The organism is Paenibacillus sp. 598K (assembly GCF_003851045.1).
In the GTDB taxonomy this organism is placed as follows: domain Bacteria; phylum Bacillota; class Bacilli; order Paenibacillales; family Paenibacillaceae; genus Paenibacillus_D.
This window is the reverse complement of the sequence record NZ_BFBX01000057.1, coordinates 48669-49231: the sequence shown is the minus strand read 5'-3', so window position 1 is coordinate 49231 and position 563 is coordinate 48669. Positions and strand designations below refer to the sequence as shown.

Annotated in this window: 1 protein-coding gene; it reads right to left on the bottom strand. The window is 66.1% G+C overall.

Features of this window, described 5'->3' with window-relative positions; translation table 11 throughout:
- Positions 1–563, bottom strand: a 563-nt coding sequence (locus PA598K_RS16930) for a formylglycine-generating enzyme family protein (protein ID WP_148091963.1), incomplete at both ends; no start/stop codon positions are given.

The following is a 563-nucleotide window of genomic DNA, read 5'->3' as shown; positions in this document are numbered from 1 at the left end:
TGGAGTGGCTGCCGCCCCGCGTCACGCGGAAGTCGCCATCCGACCGGCCGACCGGATCGGTCTGCTCTCCGGCTGCGTAAGGGCCGTACCAGTCCTGGCACCACTCCTCGACATTGCCGTGCATATCGTGCAGTCCCCAGTCGTTCGGAGCGAACTGGCCGACGGTTAGCGGCACGACCTCGAACTCGCGCTTCGTCTTGACGGGGTCGGGATACCAGCTATGCTGCTGGTTTTTGTAATGGCTGCGCGGGAACGCATCGCCCATCGCATAGGCCGTCGTCGTCCCGCCCCGGCAGGCGTACTCCCACTCCGCCTCAGTCGGCAGCCGGTACGGTCTGCCGTCCCGCTCCGACAGCCAGCGGCAGTAAGCGACTGCATCATGCCAGCTGACGAAGACGACCGCATCGTCGTCGCCGCAGGCGAAGCCCAGCTTGCCGCGCAGCGCCCGATGTCGCGGGTCGAATCGCTCGTACTCCCGGTTCGTCACCTGATACTTCCCCATATAGAACGGCTGGCTGATCCGCACCCGATGCACCGGCTGCTCGTCGAGATCGCCGCTCTCG